Consider the following 15,922-nt stretch of genomic DNA (forward strand, 5'->3'; position numbering starts at 1 on the left):
CGCCAACGCCGCATCCACCGCGGCCAGCACCTCGGCGTCGGTAATCAAATCGGTGCGATACACCAAGATCTGAAACATCCGATAACCGATGTCACCGGCGCGAAACAGCTGGGCACACCGCGGCAGCCGCTCCCGCATCGCCCGCGAATAGTGCACCCGCTCGGCGGCCACCCCCTGGCCGATCCGCAACGCCGCCGCCACCTCGGCGGCCACCGCCTCCATCGTGTCGATCGCCCAGTTCTCGGTTTCCGCGCACCGCGACAGCCGGTAGGCAAACAACTCCCCGATCGCCACCAGCTGCGCAGCCGCCGCCCGATTCTCAAACCGCGCCGCCGCGGCAATCCGCTCGACCAACCCCGCCGACTCCGGCGTCGTCGACGGGTAATGCCGCTCGAACAACTCGTCGAACCGCGCCCGCACCTCTTCGAACATGTTTTCGATGCTGCCAGAACGGGGTGACAAGTCCCTCGCGGCCGCTACGGCACCCGCGTCCGATGCCGCTTGTCGTGCGGCGGCACGCCGTTCACACCGCCGATCGTCTCGGCATAGGTGCCCACCGCGAACGCCGCCGCGGAGCCCATGACGCCCAACGCTTCCCGGTTGACGGCATCCGCCGTGTCGCGGGGGCTGCGATAGTTGGGGTCGAAAGCGGCGCCCGCCTGACCGCCCCACAGCCGGGCCTGCACGGCGGTCTTGGTCTGTGAGGAACCGGCGGTCAAACCCCCGACGGGGATGCCGGCGACCATGAAGGGGTGGTAGTCGGCCCGGGTGTTCAGCGGCATGTCGGCGGGCCGCTTCCCGGCCAGGTTGAGGTAGCCGTCCAGGGTGCGCTCGATGCCGGCCGACCCGTCGGGCACGTCGCCGAACGCGATGCCGGCCCCGGGCGGGCCGGACTGGTCGCCGTCGTCGGTGAAGAAGCCGGCGTTGGGCGAGCCCAGCATGGTGAAGTTCAGATACATCGCGATGTCGTTGAGCTGGTCGCGGTCCATGCCGAAGACGTAGTCCATCGCGCCGTTGGGCCCGTCCTGGTCGGCCCCCCAGAACACGAACCGGACCGCGTTGTTGACCGGGGCCAGCGGGCCCAGTTGCCGCGCCGTCTCCAGCACCGCGGCCACACCGGTCGCGTTGTCGTTGATGCCGGGCCCGCCGCGCGCGCTGTCGAGGTCCGCGCCCACGACGACCACGTCGTGCGGCGAGCCGGTTTCGGTCTGCGCCAGCACGTTTCGCGACGTAATCGCGACGTTCTCGGCGTCCAGCACCAGGCGTATCGGCGCGCTGGCGCGGTCGAGCGCCGCGGCGCCGCTGGCGCCGACCACCGCCACCGGCACCGTCAGCTGCTTGAAATAGCCGGGAGTGAACAGCGTCGGCGGCGCCCCGTTGCCGCCGGGCGGGCTGATCACGATCAGCGCAGCCGCGCCCCTTGCCATCGCGCTGTTCTGCTTGTCGACCACCGAGCAGCGAGCGTCGTCGACGACCGCGATCGCGCCCTTGGGCATCGCGGCCGGGTAATCGCCGGCCGCGCAGCCCGACGACGGCGCCGGCCGCACCGGCTGCCCGGTCAGACCGCCGGGCGGGGTGCGGACCAGCAGCGACGCCTGGTCGACCGGGTAGCTGCGGCCGGCCACCGTCAGCGTCGGCTTACCCGGTGACACGGTTTGGAGCCGGTCGAACTGCGGCGTCGACACCTTGAACCCGCTGTCGCGCAACGCCTTCGCCACGTAGTCGACGCTGGCGTCGTACCCCGGCGTGCCCTCCGCGCGGTTCCCGCGGTTGGCGTTGGCGGTGTCTTGCAGCGCCCGCAGGTGGACGAACATCCGGTCCGCGGTGACCTTTCCGGCCAGGGCATGACCCAGGTCCGGCGCGGCGGCCGGTGGCGCGGGCCGCGGCGCCGAGCATCCCGCGACCAGGGCGATCGACGCCAAGGCCAGGCAAAGCCGGCGCGGCGCCGCGGTCATGGCTTGGCGAGGGTGTGGCGCGTGCGGTCGGCCATGACCGGAACGCCGTTGCGGCCACCCAGGTCCTGCGCGTACAGCGCCACCGCGTAGGCCACGCCGCCGCCGTTGATAGCCAGCGAGGTGCGGTCGATGTGGTCGAGGGTGTCGGTCTTCTTGTGATAGTTGGGGTCGAACGGCTGGTCGGGGGTTCCACCCCACAGCTTGGCCTGTTCGTCGGACTTCTTGACCTCCGCGCCGGAGAACAGGCCGCCGGCGGGGATGCCGGCCAGGGTGAATCCGTCGTAGTCGGAACGGCCGTCGAACGACGTGTCCTGCGCGGTCTTGCCCGCCGCTTTCAGGTAGGCGACCAGGGTCCGCTCGATGCCGGCCGAACCCTCCGGCACCACCGGCTGACCGCGGGCGTCGGCCGGCAGCGACTGGTCTCCGTCGTAGGTGAAGTAGCCCGGGTTCGGCGAGGCGAGCATGTCGAAATTCAGGTACAGCGCAATGTGTTTCAGCCCGTCGAGGTCGAGCGACTCCACGTAGTTGCGTGACCCGATGAGGCCGAGTTCCTCCGCGCCCCAGAAGCCGAACCGCACCGCGTTGCGTACCTGCGGCGAACTGCCAAGCTGCACAGCGGTTTCCAGCACGGCGGCCACGCCCGACCCGTTGTCGTTGATGCCCGGCCCCTCGGGCACGCTGTCGAGGTGGGCGCCGGCCATCACCACGTCGGTCGGCGACCCCGTCTTGGTCTGCGCGATGACGTTGCGGGCCTTGAAGCTCTGGACGCTCGCGTTAAGCTTGATGGTCGTGGGCCCGGGCTGTCCGCGCAGCTGCACCCCGATCGACCTGGTCACGCTGACCACCGGGATCTTGACGACGGTGTCGGCGCCGAGGGTCCCGCCCATCTGCTGCTCGTCGACGTTGTCGGCGACGATCATCGCCACCGCGCCCCGTTGCGCCGCGGCGTCCTCCTTCTGTGCGAACGGACAGGTGCCGCGGTCGACCAGCACCACCGCGCCCCGTACCGGCAGCCCGTCGAAGTCCGAGGGCTTGCACGCCGGGTTTTCCCCGACGCTCGGCACCACCAACGGACCGCTGACGCCGTCGGGTGGGGTGCCGAGGCTGAACTCCAGCGGCCGCGCCTCCACGGCCTTGCCGCCGACGGTGACAGTGGGCTTGTCGCCGTGAAACACCCGCGCCGAGAATTCGGGTGTCTGGACGTCAAAGCCGCTGTTGCGCAACGTGTTAACCACATAGTCGACGCTGGCTTCGTAGCCGGGCGTGCCCACCGCGCGGGTGCCGCTGTTGGCGTTGGCGATGTCCTGGAGTTTCGACAGGTGGGCCATCATGGCGTCGGTGGTGACCTTGTGCTGGATCGCGGAGGCGAACTTCGCCGCGTCCGGGTGGCCGGTCGGCTGCTGCGAGTTGGCGTTTTCGTGGGAGCAGCCGGTCACGAATGCGGTGAGGGCGACGACGGCCGACATGGCCGCGGCCGTGCTGTGGTTGCGTACCATCGCGCCCAGGTTAGACCTCAAAGCCGGGGATCAGACATGCAGCGCGTCGAACGGCGGGATCGGGATGTTGCGCACCACAAACCAAACCGTCACCAGCAGCAGCGTCACCGACGCCGACCAGCGCCCGCGTTGCCAGGCCGGGACCCGTCGGCCCGTCACGCGAGCGTAGGTCCACCCCGCGTAGGCCCACACCAACAGCACCAGCGCCGCCAGGCCCAGCGCGTTGAACCTCGCCGCGGCCAGCACGTTGCCGTGCATCAGCGAATACAACATCCGCGCGCTGCCGCACCCCGGGCAGTCGATGCCCAGCAACGCCTTGGTGGGGCACACCGGCAGCGGGCCGCCCGGGGTGGTCGGGTCACCCACCCAGACGACGGCGCACACCAAGCTCGCGGACGCGGCCACCAGCAGCGGCGCCCCCAGCGCGCGATCAAACGAGCGAGGAAAGCATCGCCATGCTTGAGTTTTCTGCACTCAGACCACCCGCCACCGAAATGATGATGATTATGACTACCCACACGACCCAGATGATCAACGACCAGATCACCCATTTCCTTGCGCTCGCCGCGGCCGCCTGAGATTCGGCGTACAAACCCTGCGCCCACAATCCATTGACCGAGGCGGCCTTCACGATTGCCACTATCCCGGTGATGGGGAAGCAGAACAACGTCGCCAAAATCGACCACGCCAAGTAGTTATTCGGCGCTTGCCCGGCGGGCGGCTGCGGCGGGTAGCCGGGCTGAGGCGGTGGCTGTGTCATAAATTCTCCAGTCGAGGGGAGTTAGCCGGCTAGAAGCGGTGCTTACCATACCGGAGCGGCGCGATCGCGGCACTATCTGAGCAGAAACCGTGGTTTTCGCCGATCGCCGCCGCGTTGCCGGCCACCTCGCAAAGGGACGAGCGTGAACCGCCGTCGACGATGAATTTCTCTGAGTGTTAACGCATCTAGCCGAAAAAACGATCTACGCCGGGGGTGTCGGCAATCTCGCCCGAATACGACCGAATGATGCCCAAACAGACAATTTCCACCGAAATGTGTTGCATAGCCAGACTTAGCCCTACGATCCTTTTAGCAGACGCGTTGTTTTGGTTAGCGACGAGGAGCGCACAACCGTTAGGAGCCAACGATGCCCGCTCTCCGCAACGCGGCGCGGGTCGCGGCGGCCACGGCGCTGGCGGGCGGTCTCACCATGGCGGGCACCGCGACGTCGGCCGCCGATCCCAACGCCGACCTCAACACGCTGGCCGCCGCCCTGTCGAAGGGTTACGGCCTCAACAACTGCACGCCCCAAAACCCGTCCAGTGGCGAACTGGCCGCCCTCACCTGCGGGCAGAGCCCCGACCCCGCCGGCCCGGTCCAGGCGAAGTACGTCCTGTTCGGCGACGCCGACAACCTGGCCGCCTCTTTCAAGGCCAGCATCAAACACGACACCCTGACCGCGTGCGGCGACAGCGGCGAATCACCCACCACCTGGCACCAGGGCAGCTCCGACGACAACTCCGGACAACTGGCATGCGGGACGTATCAGAATGCCGCCGAGATCATTTGGACCACTGACGCCAAGAACGTGTTGAGCTACATTCGCGGATCCAACACCGACGTGGCGGCGCTCTATCAGTGGTGGCGGACCAACGGTTGACCGAAAACCCTTCCGGTTTACCGCCTTTCAACCCTCGATTAAGGAGTTCGCAAATGTCCCCTCTCAGCAACGCGCTGCGTGTCGCGGCGTCCGCGGCGCTCGCGGGCGGTTTCGCCATCGTCGGTGCCGCCACGGCGAGCGCAGATCCGACCGGTAGCTCGGCAGACGTCAACACGCTCGCGACCGTGCTGTCAAAGGGCTACGGCCTCAACAACTGTCAGTCGGCCCCGTTGAGCGGTTCGGTGGTGGCCGAGCTCGACTGCGGGCAAAGCCCCGACCCCAACGGCCCGGCCGCCGGCGTGTACGAACTGTTCAAGAACAACACCGATCTGGCCAGCGCGTTCTCCGACAACCTCGGCGGGGTCTCGCAGGTGGCGTGCGGCGACAGCGGTAAGTCACCGACGACGTGGAGCCAGGGCGGCCAGGCGGCGGGCCAGGTGGCGTGCGGAACGTACAAGGGGGCGGCCGTGATCACCTGGACGACCGACAGCAAGAACGTGTTGAGCCACGTCCGCGCGGCCAACACCGACGTCAACGCGCTCTACAACTGGTGGCGCACCAACGGCTGACGCTCTACAGCTGGGCCACAACGAGATCCGCCACCGCGCGCATCCCGGCCGCGTTGGGATGCAGCGGGGCGGGCCGACCCGGTAGCGGCACACCATAGCGCGCCGGCTTGGTCGTCCACGGCTCTGCCGACCACGCGTGGTGCGGGTGGCTGGCCGCGGCGGCGCCGACGGTCTCGCATCCGGTCGCCGTCGCCGCGTCGGCGGTGAGCCGCTGCAGCGTCGCGGCCACGTGCCGGCCCAGGCCGGCATCGCGTTCCGACAGGGGCGGGGCCTCGGTGCCGGCCGGCGGCAGGATCGTCACGTAGTCGACGAAGAGGATCCGGGCGCCCGGGGCCCGCTCCCGCAGCGCCGACCCGACCGCGCACAGCGAGTCGAACACGGCGGCCAGGGCGCGATCTCGCGCGTCGGGGTCCAGCAGCTCGGCGATCCGGGCGCCCAGCAGCGGGAGCCGCCGCGCGGCGGGCGGCAGCGAGGCGGCGATCAGCAGCGGAACGTAGCCGACGTCGTTGCCGCCGATGGTGACGGTGACGAGGTCCTCCGAGCCGTCCAGCGCGGCGATCTGTGGCGGCGCGCCGTGCTGGCGATCGGCGAGGACGTTGCCGGCGGTGGCGCCGGAGAAGGTGACGTCCACCAGGTCCAGGTTCAGCCGTTCGGCGACCAGGTGCGGATAGTTTCGCGCGGACCGGCCGGACCACCGCGGGGCGCCCGCGGCGCGGGGCCGGATGCCGGGACCAGCGGCCATCGAACTGCCCAGCGCGACATAGCGATTCATCGCTCGGGGGACGAGGCTTGGGCCCAGAACCGTTTCGGGATGCGGCCGGCCCGGCGCGCCAGGTAGCCTGCGCTGACGGCGGCGGCCATCGCGGCGGCCATCGCCTTGGGGTCGGCGGCCCTGGTGACCGCGGTGGCCAATAGCACTGCGTCGCAACCCAATTCCATCGCCAGCGCCGCGTCGCTGGCCGTGCCGATGCCGGCGTCGAGCACCACCGGAACACCGGCCCGGGCGACGATCATCTCGATGTTGTGCGGGTTGGTGATGCCCAGCCCGGTCCCGATCGGCGACCCCAGCGGCATCACCGCCGCGCAACCGGTGTCTTCCAGGCGGCGAGCCAGCACCGGGTCGTCGTTGGTGTAGGGCAGCACGACGAACCCGTCGTCCACCAATTGCTCCGCGGCACGGACCAATTCGACCCCGTCGGGCAGCAGCGTGCGCTCGTCGGCGATGACCTCGAGCTTGACCCAGTTGGTGTTCAGCGCCTCGCGGGCCAGTTGCGCGGTGAGCACCGCCTCGGCCGCGCTGCGGCATCCCGCGGTGTTGGGCAGCGGCGTGATGCCCAGCCGGTTGAGCAGGTCCAGCAACCCGGTGCCGCCCTCGGCGTCGACCCGGCGAATCGCCACGGTGGTCAGCTCGGTGCCCGAGGCGACGAGCGCCTCCTGCAGCACCGCCAGGCTGGTCGCTCCCCCCGTTCCCATGATGAGCCGCGAGGTAAAGCTGCGGTCCGCGATCGTCAGCTTGTGGTCACCCATGTCAGCCACCCTGCACCGCCGTGACCACCTCGAGTCGCGCCCCGTCGAGAAGCGTTGTGCCCCAATCCGAACGAGGCAGCACCGCGAAGTCCATCGCCACCGCGATGCCGCGGTCGGGGAAGCCCAGCGACTCCAGCAGCGCGGCCACGGTGGTCTGCTCGTCGACCTCGACCTGTTGTTCGTTGACATGCACCATCATGCTCGGGCTCCCACCGGTACGAGTTCGGACACAATCTGCTCGGCGGTCCACGGCGCGAGCAGGAAGCCGGATCGGCCGTGGCCGGCGGCGACCAGCGTGCGGTCGTCCAGGCGGCGCACCAGCGGCAGATTGTCCGGCGTCATCGGGCGCAGCCCGGCCCCGCACTCGGCCAGCTCGTACTCCCCCAGCGCCGGCAGCACCGCGCAGGCGTCCTCGAGCAGGTCGCGCACCCCCGAGACGACCGGGGCGGTGTCGCGTCCGTGTTCGTACTGGGTGGCGCCGACGACCACCCCGTCGGCGCGCGGGACCAGGTAGACCTGCCGCCCGTGCACCCGCGCGCGAATCACCCGCCGCGGCAACGGCATACAGCCCTTGCGCCAGCGCAGCCGCAGCACCTCACCCTTGACGGGACGCACCGGCAGGCCCGGCCACAGCGCGGGCGCGTCGATGCCGTTGGCGATCACCACCGCGTCGGCCTCGACGTCAGACAGGTCGCGCGCCGGCGCGGCCCATCCGACCCCGAGGCGCTCGCAATCGGCGCTCAGCGCCTCGAGCACCGCGCGGTTGTCGACGGCCAGCTCGGTGGGCGCCCGGAAGCCGTGCCGGATGCCTTGCGCCAGAAGGGGTTCCACGTCCCGGGCGGCCGATTCCCACACCACCGGGTGCCCCTGTGCGGACAGCCAGTCGGCGACGGTGCGCAGGTCCGCGACGTCGGCGCGGTCGACGGCCACCACCAGCGACTCGCGGGCGGTGACGACCCCCGGCGGGAGCCCGTCGAGGAAGCCCTCTCGCCACAGCCGCAGCGACTCGAGGCCCAGCCGCAGCAGGCGCTCCTCGCCGGGCCAGCCCTCGCTGTGCGGCGCCAGCATGCCCCCGGCCACCCAGGACGCGCCCGGGTCCTCGGTGCGGTGCACGCGCACCCAAAGCCCGGCCTGGGCGGCTCGGCGCGCCACCGACAGCCCGATGACGCCGCCGCCGATGACGGCCAGCCGCGTCGACATCGTCGCCCTCCCTTCGCCGGCATGATCCGGATCAGGTGTGACGGTAAGGGCGGGTCCAGTTGTTTCTGGTGGCGCCCACTCTCAGCCCCGCTCGCCCGGGACTCCCGTGTCTGAAGTGTTTACCCGGCCTCTACGCTAGCGCGCTAGCGTCGCGGTGTGCATCAACGGCTTACCCGCCTGGCGGCCGCGCGGCTCTACCTGTGCACCGACGCGCGCCGCGAGCGCGGCGACCTGGCCGAGTTCGTCGACGCCGCGCTGGCCGGCGGCGTCGACATCGTGCAGCTGCGCGACAAGGGTTCGGTGGGCGAGCGGCGGTTCGGGCCGCTCGAGGCGCGCGACGAGCTGGCCGCCTGTGAGATCCTCGCCGACGCGGCCCGCCGGCACGGCGCCCTGTTCGCGGTCAACGACCGCGCCGACATCGCGCGCGCGGCCGGGGCCGACGTGCTGCACCTCGGGCAGGGCGACCTGCCGCTGGGCGTGGCCCGCGACATCGTCGGGCCGGAGACGCTGCTCGGGCTGTCCAGCCACGACCCGGCCCAGGCGGCGGCCGCGGCCGCGTCGGCGGCCGACTACTTCTGCGTCGGGCCCTGCTGGCCCACCCCGACCAAGCCGAGCCGCCCGGCGCCGGGCCTGGAGCTGGTGCGGGAGGCGGCCGGACTCAAGGGCCGCAAGCCGTGGTTCGCGATCGGCGGCATCGACGCCGCGCGGCTGCCCGAGGTGCTGGCCGCCGGCGCGCGGCGGGTCGTGGTGGTGCGGGCGATCACGGCGGCCCCCGACCCGCGGGCGGCGGCCGAGCGGCTCAGTTCGGCGCTTGCAGCAGCGAGCTGACCCGGCGGCTCAGCTGCGACGCCGTTTGGTCGGCCCGCAGGGGGTCGCCGGGCATGCACCAGACGAAGACGCCCGTCTCGATCTCGATCGTGCGGGGCAGGTGCCGGCGCCGTTCGTCGCCGTGGTCCAGCGGCACCAGCGCCGGGGCGGTGCGCAGCCGGTGCCAGCTGGCCGCGAAGCCCGGGTGCAGCGGCAGGTGGGCGACCTCCTCCTCGGGGACCCAGCGCATCTCGGCGCTCTCCAGATTCGGCACGGTGTCCAGCAGCTCCCCGGCGTCGGCGACGACGGTGGTGTAGGTCCAGCGCGTCCCGCCCCGCCCGGCGACCTCGGCGGTGACCAGCGCGCCGCGCACGGCGACCCGGTCGGCCCGCAGGCCGGCCTCCTCGTGGGCTTCGCGGACCGCGGTCTGCTCCGCGGATTCGTGGCTGTCCCGCGCCCCGCCGGGCAAACCCCAGGTGCCGCCCTGGTGGCTCCACACCGCGCGGTGCTGCAGCAGCACCGCGGGCGTCCCGTCGGGCCGCGGCGCGCGCAGCAGCAGCCCGGCGGCGCCGTACCGGCCCCAGTAATGGGCGCCGTCGACGGATATCACCCATCCGTCGCCGTCGCCGTGCACGAGTTCAGGATATGCAGTGCAATTGGGTCGGCCTCCCCCCATCGGCCCCAACATGCTCTTAGAATTCGCTTATCCCGGTTCCCGCTGAGATTGCGTGCACTTTCTCAAGGCCGAAAGATGAGGGCTGATCGGACGTGACGGTTGAGCTGGCCCACCCGTCGACCGAGCCTAAGGGGTCGCGGTCGCCGGCCGAACCGGCCCACCCGCGCTGGTGGTTCATCTCGACGACGCCGGGCCGGATCCTGACCATCGGGATCGTCCTCGCCGCGCTCGGCGTGTCCAGCGCGTTCGCCACCTCCACGACCATCAACCACCGCCAGCAGGTGCTGACCACGGTGCTCAACCACACCGAGCCGCTGGCGTTCGCGGCCGGACGGCTCTACACCACGCTGTCGGTGGCCGACGCGGCGGCGGCCACGGCGTTCATCGCCCAGGCCGAGCCGCGCCCGGTGCGGCAGCGCTACGAGCAGGCCATCACCGACGCCGCGGTGGCGGTGACCCGCGCCTCCAGCGGGCTGACCGACGAGCCGCTGGTGCAACTGCTGGGCCGCATCAACGCCGAATTGGCCGTCTATACCGGCCTGATCGAGATCGCGCGGACCAACAACCGCGAGGGCAACCCGGTCGGGTCGTCGTACCTGTCGGAGGCGTCGGGGCTGATGCAGTCGCGCATTCTGCCCGACGCGGCGCAGCTGTACCAGGCGACGTCGGAGCGGGTGGACAGCGAGACCACCCAGTCCACCCACTTCCCGGCCCCGGTGATCCTCGTCGTCGCCAGCACGGTCGTCTTCGGCGCCTTCTCCCATCGCTGGCTGGCGCGGCGCACCAGGCGCCGGATCAACCCGGGGCTGGTGGTCGGCGCCCTCGGTATTCTCGTCATGGTGGTCTGGGTCGGAACCGCGTTAACCATCTCTACGGCGGCCAGCCGTAGCGCCAAGGACACCTCCGCGGAGTCGCTGAAGACCGTCACCAACGTCGCCATCACAGCGCAGCAGGCGCGGGCCGACGAGACGCTGTCGCTGATCCGCCGCGGCGACGAGGAGATGCGCAAGCAGTCGTTCTACCAGCGCATCGACGCCATGCATTCCCAGCTCGACCAGTACATGGCCCGCAGCGACGCCGTCGACAAGCCCGACCTGCAGGGCGCCGACCAGCTGCTGCTGCGGTGGCGCGAGGCCAACGACCGGATCAACTCCTACATCTCGGTGGGCAACTACCGGGCCGCCACCCAGGTGGCCCTGGGCAGCGGCGAGGACGACTCCACCCCGGCGTTCGACAAGCTGGAAGACCAGCTCGGCAAGGCGATGGAGCAGAGCCGAACCCACCTGCGCAACGACGTCCTCAGCGCGCGCGGCGGGTTGTCCGGCGCCCAGGTAGGCGGGGTGGTGCTGAGCCTCGGCGCGGCCATCGCGGTCGCGCTGGGCCTGTGGCCGCGGCTGAAAGAGTATCGCTGATGGCCGGGCTGGCGAGGCTGCGCCGGACGCTCGCCGGGCTCTTCGTGGGCGCGGTGCTGGCGGGCTGCAGCCACAAGGAGTCGCTGACGGTGGCCACCGTGCCGACGCTGCCGCCGCCGACGCCGGTGGGCATGGAACAGCTGCCGCCGCAGCCCCCGCTGCCGCCGGACAGCCCGAGCCAGGACTGCAACGCGACCGCGAGCCTGCGCCCGTTCCCCACCAAGGCGGAGGCGGACGCCGCCGTCGCCGACATCCGCGCCCGCGGCAGGCTGATCGTCGGGCTCGACATCGGCAGCAACCTGTTCAGCTTCCGCGACCCGATCACCGGCGAGATCACCGGCTTCGACGTCGACATCGCCGGGGAGATCGCCCGCGACATCTTCGGCGCGCCGTCGCACGTGGAGTACCGGATCCTGTCGTCCGACGAGCGGGTGACCGCCCTGCAGCGCAACGAGGTCGACGTCGTCGTCAAGACCATGACCATCACGTGCGAGCGGCGCAAGCTGGTGAACTTCTCGACGGTCTACCTCGACGCCAACCAGCGGATCCTGGCCCCCCGAGACTCGCCGATCGCCAAGGTGGCCGACCTGTCCGGAAAGCGGGTGTGCGTGGCCCGCGGCACCACGTCGCTGCACCGCATCCAGCAGATCGACCCGCCGCCGGTGGTGGTGTCGGTGGTGAACTGGGCCGACTGCCTGGTCGCCATGCAGCAGCGCGAGATCGACGCGGTCAGCACCGACGACTCGATCCTGGCGGGGCTGGTCGAGGAGGACCCCTATCTGCACATCGTCGGACCGAACATGGCCACCCAGCCCTACGGCATCGGCATCAACCTGAACAACACCGGGCTGGTCCGGTTCGTCAACGGCACGCTTGAACGCATCCGCCGGGACGGCACGTGGAATACGTTGTACCGGAAGTGGCTGACGGTGCTGGGCCCCGCGCCCGCCCCGCCCACGCCGAGGTATGTGGACTGATGGCTGACGCGAGCGACGTTAACGACGTGCAGGACCCGGCGCCGGGCACCCAGGCGCCGGAGGCGCAAACGGGTTCCGAGCTGCGGCCGCAGGCGACGCAGGCGCTGTTCCGCCCGGATTTCGACGACGATGACGACGACTTCCCGCTGCTGACCGGCGGGCTGGACCCCGAGCCGCAGGAGCGGGTCACGGTGGCGACCCGGGTGCTCCCGGCGACCCGGCAGCTGGGCGGCGGGTTGGTCGAGATCCCGCGTGGGCGCGACATCGATCCGCTCGAGGCGCTGATGACCAACCCGGTGGTGCCGGAGTCCAAGCGCTTCTGCTGGAACTGCGGCAAGCCGGTGGGCCGGTCGAGCGACGACGGCAAGGGCGAGTCGGAGGGCTGGTGCCCGTCGTGCGGCAGCCCGTATTCGTTCCTGCCCCAGCTGAGTCCCGGCGACATCGTCGCCGGCCAGTACGAGGTCAAGGGCTGCATCGCGCACGGCGGCCTGGGCTGGGTGTATCTGGCGGTCGACCACAACGTCAACGACCGCCCGGTGGTGCTCAAGGGCCTGGTGCACTCCGGCGACGCCGAGGCCCAGGCGATGGCGATGGCCGAACGCCAGTTCCTGGCCGAGGTGGTCCACCCGCAGATCGTGCAGATCTTCAACTTCGTCGAGCACACCGACCGGCACGGCGATCCCGTCGGCTACATCGTCATGGAGTACATCGGCGGGCAGTCGCTCAAGCAGCGCATCAAGGAGGGCAAGGCCGAGAAGCTGCCGGTCGCCGAGGCCATCGCCTACCTGCTGGAAATCCTGCCCGCGCTGAGCTATCTGCACTCCATCGGCCTGGTCTACAACGACCTCAAGCCGGAAAACATCATGCTCACCGAGGAGCAGCTCAAGCTGATCGACCTGGGCGCGGTGTCGCGGATCAACTCGTTCGGCTACCTCTACGGCACCCCTGGCTTCCAGGCGCCGGAGATCGTGCGGACCGGTCCGACGGTGGCCACCGACATCTACACGGTCGGGCGCACGCTGGCCGCGCTCACCCTGAACCTGCGGACCCGCAACGGCCGCTACGTCGACGGGCTGCCCGACGACGACCCGGTGCTGAAGCGCTACGACTCGTTCGGCCGGCTGCTGCGCCGCGCCACCGACCCCGACCCCCGGCGCCGGTTTTCCTCCGCCGAGGAGATGTCCGCCCAGCTGATGGGCGTCCTGCGCGAGGTGGTGGCCAAGGACACCAGCATCCCGCGGCCGGGTCTGTCGACGATCTTTTCGCCCAGCCGCTCGACGTTCGGCGTCGACCTGCTCGTCGCGCACACCGACGTCTACCTGGACGGGCAGGTGCATTCCGAGAAGCTGACGGCCCGCGAGATCGTGACGGCTTTGCCGGTGCCGCTGGTCGATCCGGCCGACGTGGCCGCCCCGGTGTTGCAGGCGACCGTGCTCTCGCAGCCGGTGCAGACGCTGGACTCGCTGCGCGCGGCGCGCCACGGGTCGCTGGACGCCGACGGCATCGAGGTGTCCGAGTCGATCGAGCTGCCGCTGATGGAAGTGCGCGCGCTGCTGGACCTGGGCGACGTGGCCAAGGCCACCCGCAAGCTCGACGACCTGGCCGAGCGCGTCGGTTGGCGCTGGCGACTGGTCTGGTACCGGGCCGTCGCCGAGCTGCTCACCGGCGACTACGACTCGGCGACAAAGCATTTCACCGAGGTGCTGGACACCTTCCCCGGCGAGCTGGCGCCCAAGCTGGCGCTGGCCGCGACGGCCGAGCTGGCCGGCAACACCGACGAGCACAAGTTCTACGAGACGGTGTGGAAGACCAACGACGGCGTGATCTCGGCGGCCTTCGGGCTGGCCAGATCGCTGTCGGCCGAGGGCGACCGCGAGGGCGCGGTGCGCACGCTGGACGAAGTCCCGCCCACCTCAAGGCATTTCACCACCGCGCGGCTGACCAGCGCGGTGACGCTGATGTCCGGCCGCTCGACGAGCGAGATCACCGAGGCGCAGATCCGGGACGCGGCCCGCCGCGTCGAGGCGCTGCCGCCCACCGAGCCGCGGGTGTTGCAGATCCGCGCGCTGGTGCTGGGCGGCGCGATGGACTGGCTCGAGGACAACCAGGCCAGCACCAACCACATCCTGGGCTTCCCGTTCACCGAGCACGGGCTGCGGCTGGGCGTGGAGGCGTCGCTGCGGGCCCTGGCCCGCGTCGCCCCCACCCAGCGGCACCGCTACACGCTGGTCGACATGGCGAACAGCGTGCGGCCGACGAGCACGTTCTAGTTTCGGCTTTTGGCTTCGGGGCGTGCGCCGCGTTCGTGGCGCTGGGTGTGAATCGTTGGCGCCGGGTGTGAAACGTCGGCCTTGAGCGTGAGCCCAGGGCGCGGATTTCGCCGGCGAACCCGCCCCAAGCTCACACTCAAAGCCGTAGGCGCACAACCACCGCCGAGGATTCACACGCAACGGCGTCGGCGGCGAGCGTGAAACGTTGGCGCCGGGTGTGAAACGTTGGCGCCGGGTGTGAATCGTCGGCCTTGAGCGTGAGCCCAGGGCGCGAATTTCGCCGGCGAACCCGCCCCACGCTCACACTCAAAGCCGTAGGCGCACAACCACCGCCGAGGATTCACACGCAACGGCGTCGGCGGCGAGTGTGAAACGTTGGCGGCGAGTGTGAATCGTTGGCGCCGAGTGTGAAACGTCGGCCTTGAGCGTGTGCCCAGGGCGCGGATTTCGCCGGCGAACCCGCCCCACGCTCACACTCAAAGCCGTAGCCGCACAACCACCGCCGAGGATTCACACGCAACGGGTCAACGCTCGATCCAGCCGCGTTCGACCAGCGCCACGCGGATTCGGCGGACAATATTGGCGCGCTGGTCCTCGGCGACGACCCGGACGATGATCCAGCCCATTCGCTCGAGCGTCTCGAGGCGCTGAATGTCATGGACGTACCGCCTGCGGTCGGTCTGGTGTTGGTCACCCTCGTATTCCACGCCGACCAGGTACTCCTCCCAGCCCAGGTCGATGTGGGCGACGGGAATGCCGTCGGCGCCGAGCACGGGTATCTGGGTCTGCGGCCGCGGCAGCCCCGCGTCGATGAGGAGCAGCCGCAGGTAGCTCTCCCGCGGCGACTGCGAGCCGGGGTCGACCAGTTCGAGCGCGGCCTCGAGTCGCCGTAGGCCGGGAGCGTGGGGATGGCGATTCGCGATCCGCAGCACGTCTTCGACCTTAAAACCCGTTGCCCGCGCCAGCGCGTCGAGCCGAACGACGGCCGAGCGGATCGCACCGCGCCGGCCGATGTCGAAGGCCGTTCGCTCCGGCGTCGTGACGGCGCGCCCATCCATGAGCTGCGTCTCGTCGTCGAGCAACGCGTCTCGCCGGATCAGCACCCCGCGTGGCGGGCGGGTGTTGGCGTGGTTCAGCTCGACCGGAACGTCGTCGGGAATCCACTTCGCACCATGCAGCGCGGCGGCCGCGGCCCCGACGATCGTCGCGGCCCGCCGCGACCACAGCCACGCCGCGGAGATCCGCCGCTCGAGCGACAGCTGGGCATCCTTGGGCACGTAGACGTTCGGGAAGACCGCACGATAGCGGGTCCGCAGTTGATGCCGGCTCAACGCGCCCGACGCCAAGGCCTCGGTGCCGACGAACGGTTCTCTCATGGGGCGGACGATCGCAC

17 protein-coding genes are annotated in these 15,922 nt (G+C 70.5%); 6 read left to right on the forward strand and 11 right to left on the reverse strand.

Annotated features, from left to right (window positions below; translation table 11 throughout):
- From AWC19_RS14645 to AWC19_RS14665, 5 genes are all read right to left on the reverse strand, one after another.
- Positions 1-432 (reverse strand): DUF222 domain-containing protein (locus tag AWC19_RS14645; RefSeq protein WP_142281191.1); only part of this gene is annotated, 432 nt, incomplete at its 3' end.
- A gap of 44 nt (positions 433-476) precedes the next feature.
- Positions 477-1,955, reverse strand: coding sequence for a M28 family peptidase (locus tag AWC19_RS14650; RefSeq protein WP_085078787.1), 1,479 nt, complete (start codon positions 1,953-1,955; stop codon positions 477-479).
- Complete coding sequence (locus AWC19_RS14655; RefSeq protein ID WP_085078788.1) at positions 1,952-3,451, reverse strand: M28 family metallopeptidase; 1,500 nt, start codon at positions 3,449-3,451, stop codon at positions 1,952-1,954. Before AWC19_RS14655 ends, AWC19_RS14650 begins: the two co-directional genes overlap by 4 nt.
- A 30-nt stretch (positions 3,452-3,481) precedes the next feature.
- Positions 3,482-3,859: a DUF2752 domain-containing protein gene (locus AWC19_RS14660; protein ID WP_085078858.1), complete on the reverse strand. Its 378-nt coding sequence runs from the start codon at positions 3,857-3,859 to the stop codon at positions 3,482-3,484.
- 22 nt (positions 3,860-3,881) lie between these two features.
- A complete protein-coding gene (locus AWC19_RS14665; protein ID WP_085078789.1) occupies positions 3,882-4,211 on the reverse strand; it encodes a CD225/dispanin family protein in 330 nt (109 codons plus the stop codon).
- Positions 4,212-4,578: 367 nt separating this feature from the next.
- Between AWC19_RS14665 and AWC19_RS14670 the strand changes: the two genes are divergently transcribed.
- Both AWC19_RS14670 and AWC19_RS14675 read left to right on the forward strand, forming a co-directional pair.
- Positions 4,579-5,091 (forward strand): serine/threonine protein kinase, encoded by a 513-nt coding sequence (locus AWC19_RS14670; protein WP_085078790.1) that lies wholly within the window; start codon positions 4,579-4,581, stop codon positions 5,089-5,091.
- Positions 5,092-5,144: 53 nt separating this feature from the next.
- The gene (locus AWC19_RS14675) at positions 5,145-5,660 is read left to right on the forward strand and encodes a serine/threonine protein kinase (RefSeq protein ID WP_085078791.1); all 516 of its coding nucleotides are present in this window, start codon (positions 5,145-5,147) and stop codon (positions 5,658-5,660) included.
- 4 nt (positions 5,661-5,664) lie between these two features.
- Here the strand turns inward: AWC19_RS14675 and AWC19_RS14680 are convergent, their stop codons facing one another.
- The 4 genes from AWC19_RS14680 to thiO are packed head-to-tail and all read right to left on the reverse strand — an operon-like array spanning position 5,665 to position 8,387.
- A complete protein-coding gene (locus AWC19_RS14680) occupies positions 5,665-6,432 on the reverse strand; it encodes an SGNH/GDSL hydrolase family protein (RefSeq protein WP_085078792.1) in 768 nt (255 codons plus the stop codon).
- The gene (thiG, locus tag AWC19_RS14685) at positions 6,429-7,187 is read right to left on the reverse strand and encodes a thiazole synthase (RefSeq protein WP_085078793.1); all 759 of its coding nucleotides are present in this window, start codon (positions 7,185-7,187) and stop codon (positions 6,429-6,431) included. The genes AWC19_RS14680 and thiG overlap by 4 nt, the downstream gene beginning before the upstream one ends.
- Before the next feature lies 1 nt (position 7,188).
- Positions 7,189-7,386 carry a sulfur carrier protein ThiS gene (gene thiS, locus AWC19_RS14690; protein ID WP_085078794.1) on the reverse strand — a complete coding sequence of 66 codons (198 nt, stop codon included), beginning with the start codon at positions 7,384-7,386 and terminating at the stop codon, positions 7,189-7,191.
- Positions 7,383-8,387: a glycine oxidase ThiO gene (gene thiO, locus AWC19_RS14695; protein ID WP_085078859.1), complete on the reverse strand. Its 1,005-nt coding sequence runs from the start codon at positions 8,385-8,387 to the stop codon at positions 7,383-7,385. The genes thiS and thiO overlap by 4 nt, the downstream gene beginning before the upstream one ends.
- 156 nt (positions 8,388-8,543) lie before the next feature.
- Between thiO and thiE the strand changes: the two genes are divergently transcribed.
- Positions 8,544-9,215, forward strand: coding sequence for a thiamine phosphate synthase (thiE, locus tag AWC19_RS14700; protein WP_085078795.1), 672 nt, complete (start codon positions 8,544-8,546; stop codon positions 9,213-9,215).
- On the opposite strand, the gene AWC19_RS14705 is transcribed toward thiE, so the two are convergent.
- Positions 9,187-9,828, reverse strand: coding sequence for an NUDIX hydrolase (locus AWC19_RS14705; protein ID WP_085078796.1), 642 nt, complete (start codon positions 9,826-9,828; stop codon positions 9,187-9,189). The genes thiE and AWC19_RS14705 overlap by 29 nt on opposite strands.
- Before the next feature lie 134 nt (positions 9,829-9,962).
- Between AWC19_RS14705 and glnX the strand changes: the two genes are divergently transcribed.
- The 3 genes from glnX to AWC19_RS14720 are packed head-to-tail and all read left to right on the forward strand — an operon-like array spanning position 9,963 to position 14,529.
- Positions 9,963-11,282: a protein kinase G-activating protein GlnX gene (glnX, locus tag AWC19_RS14710; protein ID WP_085078797.1), complete on the forward strand. Its 1,320-nt coding sequence runs from the start codon at positions 9,963-9,965 to the stop codon at positions 11,280-11,282.
- Entirely contained in the window at positions 11,282-12,259 is a 978-nt protein-coding gene (locus AWC19_RS14715; protein ID WP_085078798.1) for a glutamate ABC transporter substrate-binding protein, read from the forward strand. The genes glnX and AWC19_RS14715 overlap by 1 nt, the downstream gene beginning before the upstream one ends.
- Positions 12,259-14,529, forward strand: a complete 2,271-nt coding sequence (locus AWC19_RS14720) for a serine/threonine-protein kinase PknG (protein ID WP_085078799.1) — start codon at positions 12,259-12,261, stop codon at positions 14,527-14,529. Before AWC19_RS14715 ends, AWC19_RS14720 begins: the two co-directional genes overlap by 1 nt.
- A 524-nt stretch (positions 14,530-15,053) precedes the next feature.
- Here the strand turns inward: AWC19_RS14720 and AWC19_RS14725 are convergent.
- A complete protein-coding gene (locus AWC19_RS14725) occupies positions 15,054-15,905 on the reverse strand; it encodes a hypothetical protein (protein WP_085078800.1) in 852 nt (283 codons plus the stop codon).
- Between the last annotated feature and the right edge of the window lie 17 nt (positions 15,906-15,922).

The sequence above is a fragment of the Mycobacterium palustre genome (genome assembly GCF_002101785.1).
In the GTDB taxonomy this organism is placed as follows: domain Bacteria; phylum Actinomycetota; class Actinomycetes; order Mycobacteriales; family Mycobacteriaceae; genus Mycobacterium; species Mycobacterium palustre.

Excerpts from the sequence above, each read along its gene's own strand:
- AWC19_RS14650 (WP_085078787.1), bottom strand. The coding sequence starts at position 1,955 with ATGACCGCGGCGCCGCGCCGGCTTTGCCTGGCCTTGGCGTCGATCGCC.
- AWC19_RS14655 (WP_085078788.1), bottom strand. The coding sequence starts at position 3,451 with ATGGTACGCAACCACAGCACGGCCGCGGCCATGTCGGCCGTCGTCGCC.
- AWC19_RS14665 (WP_085078789.1), bottom strand. The coding sequence starts at position 4,211 with ATGACACAGCCACCGCCTCAGCCCGGCTACCCGCCGCAGCCGCCCGCC.
- AWC19_RS14670 (WP_085078790.1), top strand. The coding sequence starts at position 4,579 with ATGCCCGCTCTCCGCAACGCGGCGCGGGTCGCGGCGGCCACGGCGCTG.
- AWC19_RS14675 (WP_085078791.1), top strand. The coding sequence starts at position 5,145 with ATGTCCCCTCTCAGCAACGCGCTGCGTGTCGCGGCGTCCGCGGCGCTC.
- AWC19_RS14680 (WP_085078792.1), bottom strand. The coding sequence starts at position 6,432 with ATGAATCGCTATGTCGCGCTGGGCAGTTCGATGGCCGCTGGTCCCGGC.
- thiG (WP_085078793.1), bottom strand. The coding sequence starts at position 7,187 with ATGGGTGACCACAAGCTGACGATCGCGGACCGCAGCTTTACCTCGCGG.
- thiS (WP_085078794.1), bottom strand. The coding sequence starts at position 7,386 with ATGATGGTGCATGTCAACGAACAACAGGTCGAGGTCGACGAGCAGACC.
- thiO (WP_085078859.1), bottom strand. The coding sequence starts at position 8,387 with ATGTCGACGCGGCTGGCCGTCATCGGCGGCGGCGTCATCGGGCTGTCG.
- AWC19_RS14715 (WP_085078798.1), top strand. The coding sequence starts at position 11,282 with ATGGCCGGGCTGGCGAGGCTGCGCCGGACGCTCGCCGGGCTCTTCGTG.
- AWC19_RS14720 (WP_085078799.1), top strand. The coding sequence starts at position 12,259 with ATGGCTGACGCGAGCGACGTTAACGACGTGCAGGACCCGGCGCCGGGC.
- AWC19_RS14725 (WP_085078800.1), bottom strand. The coding sequence starts at position 15,905 with ATGAGAGAACCGTTCGTCGGCACCGAGGCCTTGGCGTCGGGCGCGTTG.